15 protein-coding genes are annotated in these 13,948 nt (G+C 70.6%); 10 read left to right on the top strand and 5 right to left on the bottom strand.

What is annotated here, in order from left to right; translation table 11 throughout:
• Positions 1-9: 9 nt before the first annotated feature.
• Both ACAX67_RS09630 and era read left to right on the top strand, forming a co-directional pair.
• A complete protein-coding gene (locus ACAX67_RS09630) occupies positions 10-801 on the top strand; it encodes a siderophore-interacting protein (protein WP_370703586.1) in 792 nt (263 codons plus the stop codon).
• Complete coding sequence (era, locus tag ACAX67_RS09635; RefSeq protein ID WP_370703587.1) at positions 798-1,838, top strand: GTPase Era; 1,041 nt, start codon at positions 798-800, stop codon at positions 1,836-1,838. The genes ACAX67_RS09630 and era overlap by 4 nt, the downstream gene beginning before the upstream one ends.
• Positions 1,839-1,844: 6 nt before the next feature.
• On the opposite strand, the gene ACAX67_RS09640 is transcribed toward era, so the two are convergent.
• Genes ACAX67_RS09640 through ACAX67_RS09655 form a run of 4 tightly spaced genes read right to left on the bottom strand, consistent with a single transcriptional unit; the run spans position 1,845 to position 5,723 of the window.
• Complete coding sequence (locus tag ACAX67_RS09640; protein ID WP_370703588.1) at positions 1,845-2,684, bottom strand: septum formation family protein; 840 nt, start codon at positions 2,682-2,684, stop codon at positions 1,845-1,847.
• Positions 2,677-3,489 (bottom strand): septum formation family protein, encoded by an 813-nt coding sequence (locus ACAX67_RS09645; protein WP_370703589.1) that lies wholly within the window; start codon positions 3,487-3,489, stop codon positions 2,677-2,679. Before ACAX67_RS09645 ends, ACAX67_RS09640 begins: the two co-directional genes overlap by 8 nt.
• A gap of 19 nt (positions 3,490-3,508) precedes the next feature.
• Positions 3,509-4,000, bottom strand: a complete 492-nt coding sequence (locus ACAX67_RS09650) for a flavodoxin family protein (protein WP_370703590.1) — start codon at positions 3,998-4,000, stop codon at positions 3,509-3,511.
• 13 nt (positions 4,001-4,013) lie between these two features.
• Positions 4,014-5,723 carry an ELWxxDGT repeat protein gene (locus ACAX67_RS09655; RefSeq protein WP_370703591.1) on the bottom strand — a complete coding sequence of 570 codons (1,710 nt, stop codon included), beginning with the start codon at positions 5,721-5,723 and terminating at the stop codon, positions 4,014-4,016.
• Between the two features lie 188 nt (positions 5,724-5,911).
• Here ACAX67_RS09655 and leuA point away from each other — a divergent pair, with 188 nt between their 5' ends.
• The 5 genes from leuA to ACAX67_RS09680 all read left to right on the top strand — a co-directional run bounded on the left by leuA (position 5,912) and on the right by ACAX67_RS09680 (position 11,100).
• The gene (leuA, locus tag ACAX67_RS09660) at positions 5,912-7,642 is read left to right on the top strand and encodes a 2-isopropylmalate synthase (protein WP_370703592.1); all 1,731 of its coding nucleotides are present in this window, start codon (positions 5,912-5,914) and stop codon (positions 7,640-7,642) included.
• A 21-nt stretch (positions 7,643-7,663) separates the two neighbouring features.
• Positions 7,664-8,533 carry an alpha/beta fold hydrolase gene (locus ACAX67_RS09665; RefSeq protein ID WP_370703593.1) on the top strand — a complete coding sequence of 290 codons (870 nt, stop codon included), beginning with the start codon at positions 7,664-7,666 and terminating at the stop codon, positions 8,531-8,533.
• Positions 8,534-8,562: 29 nt separating this feature from the next.
• Positions 8,563-9,315: a DNA repair protein RecO gene (gene recO / locus ACAX67_RS09670; RefSeq protein ID WP_370703594.1), complete on the top strand. Its 753-nt coding sequence runs from the start codon at positions 8,563-8,565 to the stop codon at positions 9,313-9,315.
• A gap of 94 nt (positions 9,316-9,409) precedes the next feature.
• Complete coding sequence (locus ACAX67_RS09675; RefSeq protein WP_370703595.1) at positions 9,410-10,225, top strand: isoprenyl transferase; 816 nt, start codon at positions 9,410-9,412, stop codon at positions 10,223-10,225.
• A gap of 59 nt (positions 10,226-10,284) precedes the next feature.
• Positions 10,285-11,100, top strand: a complete 816-nt coding sequence (locus ACAX67_RS09680; protein WP_370703596.1) for a neutral zinc metallopeptidase — start codon at positions 10,285-10,287, stop codon at positions 11,098-11,100.
• Positions 11,101-11,115: 15 nt separating this feature from the next.
• On the opposite strand, the gene ACAX67_RS09685 is transcribed toward ACAX67_RS09680, so the two are convergent.
• On the bottom strand, positions 11,116-11,382 hold the full coding sequence (locus tag ACAX67_RS09685) for a hypothetical protein (RefSeq protein ID WP_370703597.1): 267 nt from the start codon (positions 11,380-11,382) through the stop codon (positions 11,116-11,118).
• Positions 11,383-11,517: 135 nt separating this feature from the next.
• Here ACAX67_RS09685 and ACAX67_RS09690 point away from each other — a divergent pair, with 135 nt between their 5' ends.
• The 3 genes from ACAX67_RS09690 (at position 11,518) to ACAX67_RS09700 (ending at position 13,904) form a co-directional block, all read left to right on the top strand.
• On the top strand, positions 11,518-12,075 hold the full coding sequence (locus ACAX67_RS09690; RefSeq protein WP_370703598.1) for a hypothetical protein: 558 nt from the start codon (positions 11,518-11,520) through the stop codon (positions 12,073-12,075).
• Between the two features lie 27 nt (positions 12,076-12,102).
• Positions 12,103-12,420, top strand: a complete 318-nt coding sequence (locus ACAX67_RS09695; RefSeq protein ID WP_370703599.1) for an antibiotic biosynthesis monooxygenase — start codon at positions 12,103-12,105, stop codon at positions 12,418-12,420.
• A gap of 86 nt (positions 12,421-12,506) precedes the next feature.
• Positions 12,507-13,904: a glycine--tRNA ligase gene (locus tag ACAX67_RS09700; RefSeq protein WP_370703600.1), complete on the top strand. Its 1,398-nt coding sequence runs from the start codon at positions 12,507-12,509 to the stop codon at positions 13,902-13,904.
• The last annotated feature ends 44 nt before the right edge of the window (positions 13,905-13,948 follow it).

A 13,948-nucleotide genomic window follows, 5' to 3' on the forward strand; every position in this document is an offset into this window, starting at 1 on the left:
CTTCCGGGTGTGAGCACCCGCGCAGAGCAGTACGTCGCCGACGTGCTGGCGCGCGAGCAGGTCTCACCCCACCTCGTGCGGCTCACCCTCGGCGGCGCAGGTCTCACCGGGTTCCTCTCGACCGGCATCGCCGACGAGTGGGTCGGGCTGGTCGTGCCCGGCCAGTACCAGAGCCGCTACTACACGGTGCGCTCCTGGGACGGTGCCGAGCTGGTGCTCGACGTGGTCGTGCACGACGTCGGTCTGGTCACCGAGTGGGCCAAGGGTGACTGCGTGGGCGATCGAGTGACGCTCACCGAGCCGAAGGGCTCCTTCGCGATGCCCGCCGACGCCGCGTGGCTGCTGCTCGTCGGCGACATCACCGCGCTGCCCGCGATGGCGCGGATCGCCGCGACGCACGGCGGGTCCGTGCCGACGCGGATCTGGGCCGAGGTGCCCGACCAGCCCGAGCACCTCGCCGGCTACCTGCCGGAGGGCACGGACGTCGCGTGGCTCCCGCTCGCCGACGAGACCAGCCGCCTCGCGGAGGTGGTCGACGCGATCGACTGGCCCGAGGGCGACGGCTACTTCTGGATGGCGGGGGAGTCCGCCCAGATGCGGGCGATCCGCAAGCACCTCATGCGCGAGCGCAAGCTGCCCTCGACGGCCTACGACGTGATGGGCTACTGGCGCGCGGTCGCGGCCCGCCAGCCCCGCGCCGTCGACCCGGGCCCGATCTGGCGTGCCGGGAAGGCAGCCGGCAAGACCGACGAGCAGATCTGGGCCGACTACGACCGAGCCCGGGAACAGGTGGAGACATGAGTCGCGAGTTCGACCACGAGGCGGACGACTTCGACGACGAGACCGACGCCGACATCGACGACGACATCGACGAGGACTTCGCGGGGCTCCCCGCCCCCGCCCCGGCGGTCTTCGCCGACGCCGAGGGCTTCCGCAGCGGCTTCGCCTGCTTCGTCGGTCGCCCCAACGCGGGCAAGTCCACGCTGACGAACGCGATCGTGGGTCAGAAGATCGTCATCACCTCCGACAAGCCCCAGACCACGCGCACGGTCGTGCGCGGCATCGTCCACCGCGATGACGGCCAGCTGGTGCTCGTCGACACGCCCGGCCTCCACAAGCCGCGGACCCTGCTCGGGGAGCGGCTCAACGACCTGGTGCGATCGACCTGGGCCGAGGTCGACGTCGTCGCCGTCTGCTTCCCGAGCGACGAGAAGATCGGCCCGGGCGACCGCTACCTCGTCAACGAGCTCGCCAAGGTCCGCCGCACGACGAAGATCGCGGTCGCCACCAAGACCGACCTCGCCGAGCCCGACCGGATCGCCGAGCACCTGCTCGACATCGCCGAGCTCGGCCGGGAGACCGGCACCGACTGGGCCGAGATCGTGCCCGTGTCGTCCGTGGCGGGCGACCAGATCGACCTGCTCGCCGGGCTGCTCGTCGGCCTGATGCCCGAGGGCCCCGCGCTCTACCCCGACGGCGACCTCACCGACGCCCCCGAGGAGATCCTGGTCGCCGACCTGATCCGCGAGGCGGCGCTCGACGGCGTACGCGACGAGCTCCCGCACTCCATCGCCGTGGTCGTCGAGGAGATGGGCCTGCGCGAGGACCGTGACGAGGACCGGCCGCTCCTCGACATCTACGCCAACCTCTATGTCGAGCGCGACTCCCAGAAGGGCATCGTCATCGGCAGGAAGGGCGCCCGTCTGCGCGAGGTCGGCACCGTCGCCCGCAAGCAGATCGAGTCGCTGCTCGGCACGCCGGTCTACCTCGACCTCAAGGTGAAGGTCGCCAAGGACTGGCAGCGCGACCCGCGCCAGCTCAGGAAGCTGGGCTTCTAGCGTCGTTCAGTCGGGGGCCCAGCACAGGCCCCACGTCTGGCCCATGTCCCACTGCTCCTCGGTGGGGTACTCGTAGCCCCACCTGTAGGACAGCGGGTCGGCCGCGACGTCGAGACCGGCGTCCTCGCAGGGTGACTCGAGACGGTCGCGCAGCGCGGCGACACCGGGATAGGTCCTGCTGTCGACCGGCACGACCTGGATCGCGCGCCAGGAGTGCTCCGCGCCGCAGATGACGCGTTCGAAGTCGTCGGCGTCGGGAGCGTCCGTGCCGCACATGGCGTAGCGGTCGCGCAGCGCGGGCTTGGCGAGCGCTCCGGCGAGCGTGGAGTCGGGCTGCGCGAGCTGCCTGTCGGCGGCGACGACCACGACGTCGCAGCGGTACCAGTTCGCGCCCTTGTCGGACTGGGCCACGCTCGGGGTGAACCAGAGCGGGCGGAACATGCTGAGCCGCAGCGCCTCCTGGTCACCTCCGAGGAAGTCGAGCAACGCGGCCGGGCAGGCGGTCGACACCTGGTGCTGGACGCGGTCGGAGTCGACCGCGAGCAGGTGGCCGTCCACCACGGTGTCGAGCTCGCCCACGGCGTAGGTCTCCGAGGTGTGCGCGCGGCCGCACGCGGTCGGCGGCTCCGCGCTCGTCGGCGCCAGCACCTGCTGGTACGTCAGGCCGTAGCAGGCGCCCTTCGCGGGCGCTTTCGGCGGGGGCGCGGCGGTCGGCGGGGGAGTCGGCGCGACCGCCGTGGTCGTCGGGGTGGGCGCGGGCTCCTCCTCGGCGCTGCCGCCGCAACCAGCCAGGACGAACATCGCCGTCAGCACCACGGCACCCGACGTCGTACGACGTCTAGTCACGGGTCTTCGCCCAGCACACCGATCGTCGGTTGCCCGCCTCCCACTCGGCCTTGTGGAAGCTGGTGTAGGCGTACTCGAACTGGGCGGGGTAGTTGAGCCAGGCCTTGATCGAGGTGGCGCAGAACGCCCTGGTGCGGCTGACGACGACGTCGTCGCCCGGATACTTGTCGCCAGGCTCACCCAGCTTGATCGTGGTGGCCGCGCGCCAGTCGTGGCGTTGCGAGCACGGCACCTTCTCGCCCTGGCCGACCGTCGGTCCCGAGGCGCACTCGAGCCAGTGGTCGTCGGGGCGACCGAGCAGCATCCCCTTGGCGGTCGGCGGCAGCGGGCGGTAGTCGGTGCTCGCCGCGGTGCCGCCGATGACGTCGCAGCGGTACCAGCGCGCGCCGTCGCCCCACGCGTTCTCCGACGGCCGGAACCACACCCAGCTCACGATCGTGCGGAGCACCACGCTGTCGTCGGCCCCGATGAAGCTCGCGAACTTCTTGGAGCAGGTCTGGTAGGCGAACGCACCGACCTCCTCGTCGTCGTAGTCGACGTCGTCGAACTTCTCGGGGAGCTCGGCGGCTGCGAAGGTCTCCGCGGTGTGGCGCTGCTTGCAGTCGACCGTGCGCGTGGCGTTGGCGTGGGCCTCGGCGTCGGCCGGGGTCAGCACCCGGCAGGCGCCGACCTCGGGCACGTCGGTGGAGTCGACGAGGTCGGGGTCGACGTTGCCACCCTGGGGTTCCGAGGCGCACCCGCTCAAGGTGAGGGTCGCGAGGAGCGCGACGACGACAGCCGTCATCGTGGCGCGGGCGTGCGTCATCCCCGTCGTCCCCTCGGATCTAGTCGCTCAGCAGTGCCGCGATCGTAGCGCCCAGCTCGTAGGCCCCGGATCGCTCCTCCGCACCCACGTCGCCGAGCACCTCGAGCACGTCGTACCCCTGCTTCCAGCCGAGTGCCCCCACGATCGACCGCACCGCCCGGACCCCGCCGGTGAGGTCGTAGCGCCCGTGCATCCAGAGCCCGTAGGGCCGTCCCTTCGTCGCGCCCTCCGACTCGCCGGCCGCGCCGCTGGGGTCGAGCGCACCACCCACGGCGAGGAAGGTCGTGTCGAAGAAGTGCTTCAGTGCGCCACTCATGTAGCCGAAATTCACCGGCGAGCCGAGCAGGTAGCCGTCCGCCGCCAGCACGTCGTCGGCCGTGGCCTCCAGCGCAGGCCGTACGACGACCTCCACCCCCTGGATCGCGTCGTCCTGGGCTCCGGCGGTCGCCGCCTCGAGCAGCGCCTGCGTCGACCGGGTGGGGGAGTGGTGGACGATCAACAGGCGCGGCACCCTGCCAGGCTAGTCACGGCACGCTCTCGAAGGAGTCGCCGCGGTCACGCCGGCCCGTGTCGCGTCCCGGCCCGCCGTCCCCTCGGTCGTTGTGCCGGACGCCGTCGCGCAGGTCGAGGTGGTCCTTCCCCCGGCCGCCGCGGGCAACGTCCTCACCCGCTCCGCCGATGACGCTGTCCTCCCCGCCGCCGGCACAGATCACGTCGTCGCCGCCGCGGCCCCGGATCACGTCGTCGCCCGCCGACCCGACGATCACGTCGCGGTGCCGGGTGCCGACGATGGTCCCCGCGCCCTTCATCGTGGCGGTCAGTCCGTGGCACTGAGGCGGACCACCGATGGTCCAGAGGCTGTACCTCGCGTCCCGGCCTGCGGTCCGGAAGAACACGGTGCCCCCCGCCTCGACCGCGCCGTAGGCACGCACGTCCTCGTCGCCGGGGGCCGTGTCGTCGACCAGGACGGTGCCGGCACGGGTGCCGTCGGACGCCCAGATGTCGCTTCCGTGCACGCCGTCGTCAGCGGTGAAGAACAGCGTCCCGTCGGCCTCGGCCAGCTCCGTCGGGCCGATCCGGTGCGCGCGGGTCCCTCGCGGGTTGATGTCCCTGACCATCGTCGTTCCGGCGGCGGTGCCGTCGCTGCGCCAGAGCTCGCGGCCGTGCGTACCGTCGTCGGCGGCGAAGAACAGCGCCTTGTGGCTCACCGTGAGGTCGTAGGGAAAGCTCGTGTCCGCACCCGGCCGGATGTCGGCGACCATCACGGTGCCCTCGGCCGTCCCGTCGGACCTCCAGAGCTCGCGACCGTGGACCTCGTCGCTGGCGGTGAAGTACAACGCGTGGCCGATCGCCACCAGGTTCTGGGGCCCGCCGTTGTCGCCGTAGTAGTGGTAGCCGCCCGGATCGATGTCCTTGACCAGCACGGTGCCCTCGGTCGTGCCGTCGGACGTCCAGAGCTCTCGATCGTTGAACTCGTCCTGGGCGGTGAAGAACAGGCGGTCACCGGCGGCGACGAACTGCCGCGGATCATCCGCATTCGTGCCGTCGACGGGGAGGCGCGAGACGAGGACCGTGCCCGCCGTGGTTCCGTCCGACGTCCACAGTGCCTCGCCCTCGCCGTCCTCGTCGAGCGACTTGAAGAAGAGGGTGTCGGTGACGACCGTCAGGTGGCGAGGCTCCCCGCTGCCAGGGCCGGGGTAGAGATCCTTCACCAGGGCCGTCCCGTCATCGGTGCCGTCGGACCGCCACAGCTCGCTGCCGTGGACGTCGTCGGCCGCGGAGAAGAAGACTGCGCCGTCCATGGCGGTCAGCTCGTTCCGCTCGCCGCTGGCAGGGCCGAGGTCGACGTGACTGACCACCGTCGTGCCCGCGGTCGTGCCGTCCGAGCGCCACAGCTCGGTGCGACCCTCCGGGTCGACGCTGGTGAAGAGCAGCATCCCGTCGAGCGCGGTGAGGTTGGCGATGGCGTCGGCTCCGTCCGGACCCGCGGACCAGCTCTTGACCATCACCGTGCCCGCAGTGGTCCCGTCGCTCTTCCACAGCTCGGGCCGCGACGGGTTGGTGAAGAACAGGTCGTCGCCGACAGCGGCTGTCCGGAGTGCGCCCACACTCGCAATCCTGTGCACGGTGTAGGGGCCCGGAGCGTTCGCCGCGGCCGTGCCGGCGAGGGCGAGGAGAGCGGCGGTGGTCGCGCCGACGGCCGGCGCGATGGCGCGGCGTTGCGTCCGACTCACCCGGCCGACGCTAGGACAGGTGAAGGCTGCTGTCCCGGAAACCAATGGTCCTCGGGGCTGTTAGACTCAGATTCATCATGATGCGCGCCCTGCGTCTTAGCGGCCGCAGCGAGGTCTGAACCAGCCGGACCCCCTCGCTGCGGAGTGAGTCGCGCGCCCGGCCCTTTCGATCATCAGCCGAGGAAGTCATGACCACCATCCCGAAGCAGCAGCCGAGCGGCATGCCGTTCGAGCGCTACACCGCTTTCCAGCCCGTCACGGTGCCGGACCGCACCTGGCCGGACCAGAACATCACGCACGCGCCGCGGTGGCTCTCCACCGACCTGCGCGACGGCAACCAGGCGCTCATCGACCCGATGAGCCCGTCGCGCAAGATGAAGATGTTCGAGCTCCTCGTCGCCATGGGCTACAAGGAGATCGAGATCGGCTTCCCGGCGGCGAGCCAGACCGACTTCGACTTCGTGCGGCAGCTGGTCGAGGGCGACAAGATCCCCGACGACGTACGCGTCTCGGTGCTGACCCAGGCCCGCGAGGACCTGATCGCGCGCACCGTGGAGTCGCTGGTCGGCGCCGACAAGGCGACCGTCCACCTCTACAACGCGACCGCACCGCTCTTCCAGCGCGTCGTCTTCAACGTCACCGAGGCGGAGTGCATCGCGATCGCGACGCGCGGCACCGAGTGGGTGATGAAGTACGCCGAGAGCCTCCTGGCCGGCACCGACTTCGGCTACCAGTACAGCCCCGAGATCTTCACGCAGACGCCGACCGACTTCGCGATCGAGGTGTGCGAGCGGGTCTCCGACGTGTGGCAGCCCGAGCCGGGCCGCGAGATCATCCTCAACCTGCCGGCCACCGTCGAGATGTCGACGCCGAACACCTACGCCGACCAGATCGAGTACTTCGGCCGCCACCTGACCCGGCGCGACGTCAGCACCATCAGCCTGCACCCCCACAACGACCGGGGTACGGCGGTCGCGGCCACCGAGCTGGCGCTGATGGCCGGTGCCGACCGGGTCGAGGGCTGCCTGTTCGGCCACGGCGAGCGCACCGGCAACGTCGACCTCGTCACGCTGGCCATGAACCTCTTCAGCCAGGGCATCGACCCGCAGGTGGACCTCTCCGACATCGACGAGATCCGTCGGACGGTCGAGTACTGCACCCAGCTGCCGGTCCACCCGCGCCACCCCTACGCGGGCGACCTGGTCTACACCGCCTTCTCCGGCTCCCACCAGGACGCCATCAAGAAGGGGCTCGAGGACCTCGACAAGCGCGCTGCCGAACAGGGCATCTCCGTGCGCGACATCGCCTGGGAGGCGCCGTATCTGCCGATCGACCCCAAGGACGTCGGCCGCACCTACGAGGCGGTCATCCGGGTCAACAGCCAGTCCGGCAAGGGCGGCGTGGCCTACGTGCTGAAGGCCGAGCACAGCCTCGACCTGCCGCGGCGGGCGCAGATCGAGTTCAGCCGGGTCATCCAGCAGCACACCGACACCTCGGGCGGCGAGGTCACGCCGGAGCAGATCTGGTCGATCTTCAGGACCGAGTACCTCGAGCGCGAGGCGCCGTACTCCCTGGTCAGCTTCTCCTCGACCACCGACGAGGAGGGTGACGACCGCCAGGTCGTGCACCTCGGCGTGCGCGGTGAGGAGCAGACGTTCACCGGCATGGGCAACGGCCCGGTCGCGGCGTTCGTCGACGGCATGCGGCAGGCGGGCGCGGACATCCGGGTGCTCGACTACGCCGAGCACGCGCTGTCGTCGGGCGGTGACGCACTCGCGGCGGCGTACGTCGAGTGCGAGATCGCCGGGGAGATCGTCTGGGGCATCGGCATCCACCACAACATCGTCACGGCCTCGCTCCGTGCGGTGGTGTGCGCGGCGAACCGGGCTCAGGCGATCACCATCCCGCAAGTCGGCTGACCTGGATGCGAGGATGACCGCGTGAGCGAACGCATCCTGGCCTCCGAGCGGATCGGGCAGTTCTTCGTCGAGACCGACGGGGGGCGCGACCGCCTGGAGTACACCGAGTACGGCACCGGCGACGCATGGGTCGTGCTCCTCCCGGGTCTGCTGATCCCGCGGCGGATGCACGACCACCTCGCGCGCACGCTGGCGTCGGCGGGCGCTCACGTGGTCACCCTCGACTTCCTCGGTCACGGCCGCTCCGACCAGCCCGACGACCCGCTGGCCTACTCGGTGACGGCGTTCGCCGAGCAGGTCGTGGCGCTGCTCGACCACCTCGGCGCGTGCCAGGCGATCATCGGCGGCACGTCGCTGGGCGCCAACGTGTCGCTCGAGGTGGCCGCGATCGCGCCCGACCGGGTGCGCGGTCTTCTGGTGGAGATGCCGGTGCTCGACAACGCGCTCGAGGTGGCGATCGTGTCGTTCGCGCCGCTGCTGCTGACCGCGCGGGTGCTGCCGTTCGCCGTGTCGGGCCTGCGTTTCGTCACGAGCCGGGTGCCGCGCGGGATCGTGCCGTGGTGGGTGGGGATCGGCCTCGACACGGTCGAGCACCGGCCCGGCCCCTTGGCGGCGTACGTCCACGGACTGTTCTTCGGTCGCGTCGCGCCTCCGTCCGTGGAGCGGCGGCGGATCCAGGCTCCGGCCCTCGTCATCGGGCACCCGCGCGACCCGCTGCACCCGGCCTCCGACGCGGAGATGCTGGCCAAGGAGCTCCCGGACGCCAGCTTCGAGCGGGCCACGTCGATCCTCGAGTGGCGCCGCACGCCCGAGCGGCTCGACCTGGTGGCGACGAAGTTCGTGCTCGACTGCTGGCGCCCGGCGCGGCGCACCCGGCGCGCCGCGAACTGAGTGTCGGTGGCACCGCGCAGAATGGCGAGGTGCTGTACCGCGACGAGGCGATCGTCCTCCGCACCCGCAAGCTGGGTGAGGCCGACCGCATCATCACCCTGCTGACCCGTCAGCACGGGTTGGTGCGCGCGGTCGGCAAGGGCGTGCGCCGCACGACGTCTCGCTTCGGCTCGCGGCTCGAGCCCTTCACGCACGTCGACCTGCAGCTCGCGGTCGGGCGCAACCTCGACACCATCACGCAGGCCGAGACCAAGGGCGCGTACGGCGCCGCAATCGGTGCCGACTACGAGCGCTACACCGCGGGCACGGCGATGCTCGAGACCGCCGAGCGGCTGGTGGTCGAGGAGCGCGAGCCCGCCGTGCAGCAGTTCGTGCTGCTGCTCGGTGCGCTGCACGCGATGGCGTCCGGCGACCGGCGCCCGGTCCACGTGCTCGACTCCTACCTGCTGCGCTCGCTCGCGGTCGCCGGCTACGCCCCCGCGTGCGTCGACTGCGCGCACTGCGGGCGCGCCCCGTCGCCGGGTGCCGACGGCACGCTCGGCGCGCACCGGTGGTTCAATCCCGCGATGGGCGGCGTGCTCTGCGCCACCTGCCGGATCCCCGGCTCCGCCTCGCCCGCGCCCGAGACCCTTCGCCTGCTGGGCGGCCTCCTCGCCGGCGACTGGCCCGTCGTCGAGGCCGCCGACCTCCGTCATGTCCGGGAGGGGAGCGGGCTGGTCGCCGCCTTCGTCCAGTGGCAGATCGAGCGCGGGCTGCGGTCGCTGGCCTACGTCGAGCGGTAGCCCGTCGTACCTGACGTAGATGTCGTGAATTCGCGAACTCGCGACATCTAGGTCAGGTACGACGCTGACCCACCCGCCGCCGTACCCTTCACCCGTGCGCCGCTCCCGCAGATCCACCACGAGTACGACGACCGGCCGGCGTCGTGAGCCCCGGAAGCCCGACCCGCACCCCTCGGGGGCGCGGCCGCCGGCGGTACCGGCCGAGCTGGTGCCGCACCACGTCGCGATCGTGATGGACGGCAACGGGCGGTGGGCCAAGGAGCGGGGGCTGCCGCGGACGAAGGGGCACGAGGAGGGGGAGTCGAGCCTGTTCGACGTGGTCGAGGGGGCGATCGAGATCGGCGTGAAGGCGATCAGCGCCTATGCGTTCTCGACCGAGAACTGGTCGCGCAGCCCGGACGAGGTCAAGTTCCTCATGGGCTTCAACCGCGACGTGATCCGCCGTCGCCGTGACGAGATGCACGAGCTGGGCGTCCGCGTGCGCTGGGCCGGACGAGCGCCCAGGCTCTGGAAGTCGGTCATCACCGAGCTCCAGGTCGCCGAGGAGATGACGAGGCACAACGACGTCCTGACGCTCACGATGTGCGTCAACTACGGCGGGCGCTCGGAGCTGGGCGACGCGGCGCGGGCGCTCGCGCAGGACGTCGCCGCCGGCAAGGTCAACCCGGCCAAGGTCGATGACCGCACGCTGGCGCGCTACCTCTACGTGCCGGAGCTTCCCGACGCCGACCTGATCTGGCGCACGTCGGGCGAGGAGCGCCTCTCGAACTTCATGCTCTACCAGGCCGCCTACTCCGAGCTCGTCTTCTCCGACGTGCTGTGGCCCGACGTCGACCGTCGGCACCTCTGGGCGGCCATCGAGACCTACGCCCGCCGCGACCGGAGGTACGGCGGCGCCGACCCGGCCTGAGCGCCCCGCTCCGCGGATCTCCTGCCGCAGACCGTGGGTCGGCCCTACGCTTCGGGGTCATGACCTCCCCCCGCATGGTCGCCCTGGCCGTCACGCTCACCGCGGCCTTCGCGCTCGCCGCCTGCGGCGGCAAGGGTGAGGACAGCGCGAGCGACGTCGAGACCGTCGTAGTGACCGAGACGTCGGGCGCCGGCGACTCCGGCTCCCCGACCGACGCCACGTCGACCGACACCGCGGTGCCGAGCACGTCGCCCACGGCCCCGATGCAGTCGATGACGATCGAGCCCACCGGCAAGATCGACGAGGCCGAGCTCGCTGCCGACATCCAGGCCGCCCAGGACGTCACCAACGCCTTCTGGAAGCGGCACTGGAAGGACTACTTCACCGGCCGCTACACCAAGCCGAACGTGTACGGCCTGTACGACGGGTACGACGAGGCGGGCTCGCCGGTCTGCTTCGGCGAGCCGCTCCCACCCGGCAACGCGTTCTACTGCCCCGACGGGGACTACGTCGCCTGGGACAAGACCCTGCTCGAGCTCGGTTACGAGATCGGCGACTCCTGGCCCTACCTGATCATCGCCCACGAGTGGGGCCACGCGATCCAGGCAGATCTCGACGTGAGCCTGCAGTCGGAGCAGTACGAGCTGCAGGCCGACTGCCTCGCCGCAGCCGCGCTCTACGGTGCCAGCGCGGACCACATCCTGAAGTTCCAGCCCGGCGACGAGAAGGAGATCGTCGACGGGCTCAACTACATCGCCGACGAGGTGCCGTGGGGCATGTCGGGCGACCACGGGGACTCGTTCCAGCGGATCGAGTCGTTCGACACCGGCCGCACCGGGGGAGTGCCGGCCTGTCTCCCCGGCATGACCGGCTGACGGCCTCCCCGAGGCTCAGACGTCCTCGCACTCGACGGCCGCGGCGGCCGGGACCGGGTGGACGTGGTCGTCGTGGTGCACGTGGTCTGCGTGGTGCTTGATGCCGTGCTCGGCGTCGAGGATCTGGTGCTGCTGGTGGAGCTTGCGGTTGAAGTACCGCGTGATGAAGGGCCAGATCAGTCCGAGGAACAAGACGTCGACGACGAGCATGAGGGTGACCTCGACGGCCAGGTGCGCGGGGTCGGTGAGGATCTCGGTGTAGTGATGAAAGAACTCGTCCACGTCTCAACTGTAAACGAGAATCGTTCTCAAAAGCAAGGTGCACCGGCGTAAGTCGTCGCTAAGCCGTCGGTAAGCCGACGCACCCACGCTCGCCTCATCACCCGGCACCGGGCCGGGTCGACCGAGGAGACCCTCATGAACGTGCTCATCCGGATCGTCGCCGCCCTCACCTTCCTGCTCGCCCTGACCTTCGCCCACCCGCCGACCGCCGACGCGGCCCAGGTGTACTCGCCAGCCGGACGGCCCGGTCCGGTCAACCTCAACGGCCCGATGGTCACCGGCTACGACTTCCAGACCCGGCTCGCCGACGGCCGCTACCTCACCACCAAGAGCTGGGAGGCGAGCGGCTTCAGCGTCGGCAAGAGCCCGGCCTACAACGGCTCGCAGGACATCGTGGCCGTCTACGCCCTCCAGCGGTTCGTGGACGGCCGCTGGACGACCTGGGTGCAGCGGCAGTACAGCGGCCGGACCTCGGGCGGCGCGATCACCTTCCCGCGGTGGGTCTACTCGCCGCCCACCCTCCAGGACCGGCGCTACGGCTACCGGGTGGTCTACGTCCTGGGATGGTTCGTCGCCGGCACCAACCAGCACCTGGGGTCGGAGTCGATCATCCCCAGCACCACGGCGGACAACCGGTGCCAGATGCGGTTCGGGACGCGGTGCGACGCCTACTGGGACGGCATCGTGTTCTGAACGCAGCCGACCTGCGATAGTCACCGCGTGCTCGTGGTCAACCGCTTCCGCCTCGACGGTGCGCCCGAGGAGGCCTTCCGGGTGGGCCTCCTCGCCGCGCACCAGGCCCTCGCCGCGTGCACCGGCTACGTCGCCGGTGAGATCGGTCGCAACCTCGACGAGCCCGACCTCTGGGTGCTCACCACCCGGTGGGAGAGCATCGGCGCCTATCGGCGGGCCCTTTCGTCGTACGACGTCAAGCTGACCGCCGTGCCCGTGCTGAGCCGCGCGCTGGACGAGCCCAGCGCCTACGAGGTGGTCGAGCCGAACTCGGTGATCAACGTCCACGGGGCCCGCGTAACCTAGGGCCCTCCAAGACTCCCCGGCAGCCGGCCGGGGATCTCGAGGCGGTCGCTCGCGGCTCCTCGACCATGAACTGAAAAGGTGCCGATGTGGCGAAGCCGCCCCCGTCCGCCGTCGACAACGTCGTGTCCCTCGCCAAGAGGCGGGGCTTCGTCTACCCGTGCGGTGAGATCTACGGTGGCACCCGTTCCGCCTGGGACTACGGTCCGCTCGGCGTCGAGCTGAAGGACAACATCAAGCGCCAGTGGTGGAAGTCGATGGTGCAGGTGCGCGACGACGTCGTGGGCCTCGACTCCTCGGTGATCCTGCCGCGCCAGACCTGGGAGGCCAGCGGCCACGTCGCGACCTTCAGCGACCCGCTGACCGAGTGCCAGTCGTGCCACAAGCGGTTCCGGGCCGACCACCTCCAGGAGGAGTACGCCGAGAAGAAGGGGATCGAGGATCCCGACTCGGTCGACATCGCGACCCTCGCCTGCCCCAACTGCGGCACCCGCGGCGCCTGGACCGAGCCGCGCCAGTTCTCCGGCCTGCTCAAGACGTACCTCGGCGTGATCGAGGACGAGTCCGGCCTGCACTACCTGCGGCCAGAGACGGCGCAGGGCATCTTCCTCAACTTCGCCAACGTGCTGACCTCCAGCCGGATGAAGCCGCCGTTCGGCATCGCCCAGGTCGGCAAGAGCTTCCGCAACGAGATCACGCCGGGCAACTTCATCTTCCGCACCCGCGAGTTCGAGCAGATGGAGATGGAGTTCTTCGTCAAGCCGGGCGAGGACGAGGAGTGGCACCAGTACTGGATCGACACCCGGACGTCCTGGTACACCGACCTCGGCGTCGACCCCGACAACCTGCGCCACTACGAGCACCCGAAGGAGAAGCTCTCCCACTACTCCAAGCGCACCGTCGACATCGAGTACCGCTTCAGGTTCGCGGGCTCGGAGTGGGGCGAGCTCGAGGGCATCGCCAACCGCACCGACTTCGACCTCTCGACGCACGCCGCGGCGTCGGGCCAGGACCTCAGCTACTTCGACCAGGCGGCCGGCGAGCGCTACGTGCCCTACGTCATCGAGCCCGCGGCCGGTCTGTCGCGCAGCCTGATGACCTTCCTCGTCGACGCCTACTTCGAGGACGAGGCACCCAACACCAAGGGCGGCGTGGACAAGCGCACCGTGCTGCGCCTCGACCCGCGCCTCGCGCCGATCAAGGTGGCGGTGCTCCCGCTCTCGCGCAACGCCGACCTCACCCCCAAGGCCAAGGACGTCGCGTCGGAGCTGCGCCGCTCCTGGAACATCGACTTCGACGACTCCGGCGCGATCGGCCGTCGCTACCGCCGCCAGGACGAGATCGGCACGCCGTACTGCGTCACCGTCGACTTCGAGACGCTCGAGGACCAGGCGGTCACGGTGCGCGAGCGCGACTCGATGGCGCAGGAGCGCGTGGGGCTGGACCGGCTGACGGCGTACTTCGCCGAGCGCCTGGTCGGCTGCTGAGCGGTTCCGAGGCCCGCTGCGCTCGCACCTCGACCATCGACTCC

Origin of the sequence: Nocardioides candidus (assembly GCF_041321175.1) — a bacterium.
In the GTDB taxonomy this organism is placed as follows: domain Bacteria; phylum Actinomycetota; class Actinomycetes; order Propionibacteriales; family Nocardioidaceae; genus Nocardioides.